This is a genomic window from Teichococcus deserti, assembly GCF_001982615.1.
GTDB classification, from domain to species: domain Bacteria; phylum Pseudomonadota; class Alphaproteobacteria; order Acetobacterales; family Acetobacteraceae; genus Pseudoroseomonas; species Pseudoroseomonas deserti.
Map to the genome: position 1 here is coordinate 1 of NZ_MLCO01000253.1, position 1566 is coordinate 1566.

Sequence of the window (1566 nt, forward strand, 5' to 3'; positions counted from 1 at the left end):
CCCCGACGGCGGCGTCGTCACCGGCCGCTACGCCATCGCCCGCTTCAACCTGCGCACCACCGGGCGCCCGAGCCACGCGGGCTCCGCCCTTGCCGACGGCCGCAGCGCCATCCGCGAGATGTGCAAGCAGATCGTCGCCATCGAGGCGATGACGACGGACGCCTGCACCTTCTCCGTCGGCGTCATCCATGGCGGCCAATGGGTCAACTGCGTCGCCACCCATTGCGACGCCGAAGCCCTGTCGATGGCCAAGCGCCAGGACGACCTGGACCGCGCCGTCGAGCAGATGCTGGGCCTGGGGACGCAATCCGATGTCGGCCTGGAGGTGAAGCGCGGCGTCACCCGCCCCGTCTGGGAACCCGATGCCGGGACGATGCGCCTCTACGGCACGGCCAAGGCGCTGGCGGGCAGGCTCGGCCTCGGCCTGCCGCATGCCAGCGCCGGCGGCGGGTCGGACGGGAACTTCACGGGGGCGATGGGGATCCCGACGCTCGACGGGTTGGGCGTCCAGGGCGCCGGCATCCACACCCTGCAGGAACACCTGCTGATCGACAGCCTGGTGCCGCGGGCGCGGATGTTCGCGGGGTTGTTGGCGAGCGTTTGAGGCGTTTCGGGTTCAATTAGCTTAGGACTGTTTAGAGAAGCTTTGGCTTGAAGGCTGGGGGGGGGAATGAATTCTCCCCCATATCCTTATTTCTGGGCTGAACTTCTTATCAATACCTACCCCTGCAAACTCATCTCAAAGACAATACGCACAGTAAATCTCAAAAAAAGTAAATTATAAATCAGCAAGATACGCCTCAAAATCAAATATAGGAAAAATAATAAATCTCACGATAATCCAATTCAAAACAGAAACAGAAATTAGAGCATATATAGCCCTCTTGCACGACTTCCATATTATTTTTGATACGTCATTGCATATTTTCTCGATATCAACAATAACAGCAAGGGCAAGAAATTTTGCTGGTGAGTCCATGTAAATTCTATTTCTGACTTCAGCTGCAATCCCAGCTTCTATGCTTCCGTATCTCCAGCATAATTCTATTATAAGCCAAATTTTACTTAATTTATAAATCCCAAAAACAAATATTCCAAAATAACACGCCCAATACAATATTAACCCCAGATTAGGCCGGAATAATCCAATGAAGATTGTTGTCAGTAAAATTAAATTTTGAGATAATAGAATATCTCGGATTGATTTCTTAATTTCACTAAGAATTTCCTTTATCGGCTCTGCCGCCGCACGAGCCGCTATCCGCTCCGACAATAGTGACGACGCCCATCGAATCCCCAAGAACCCAAGGCCAAAATAGTAAAGAGCCATCGCGGCAGACCGCCTCATCAAGACACCCAAAGATCGTAACCGAATCATTCTAAAATTGCACTATGTTTATCGAAATATGCGGCAATGACGTCGAATGATGTAAAAATTCCAATCGAAGCTAGACTATCATTTAATAGTTTAAATATTAAATGATTAATTCATGTGATGAAATTCTATTTTGAATGAAATACCTATTCGCCCCCTGCCTCACTCCCTTTCCCCAGCCTCTACCCCCC

The 1566-nt window shown here is 51.1% G+C and carries 2 protein-coding genes; one reads left to right on the forward strand and one right to left on the reverse strand.

The window, feature by feature from the left end; all coding sequences use genetic code 11:
* The coding region (locus BKE38_RS22655) for a M20/M25/M40 family metallo-hydrolase (RefSeq protein WP_131829689.1) at positions 1 to 604 on the forward strand (604 nt) is incomplete at its 5' end.
* Between the two features lie 174 nt (positions 605 to 778).
* Here the strand turns inward: BKE38_RS22655 and BKE38_RS31600 are convergent.
* A complete protein-coding gene (locus BKE38_RS31600) occupies positions 779 to 1330 on the reverse strand; it encodes a hypothetical protein (protein WP_131829690.1) in 552 nt (183 codons plus the stop codon).
* Positions 1331 to 1566: the final 236 nt, after the last annotated feature.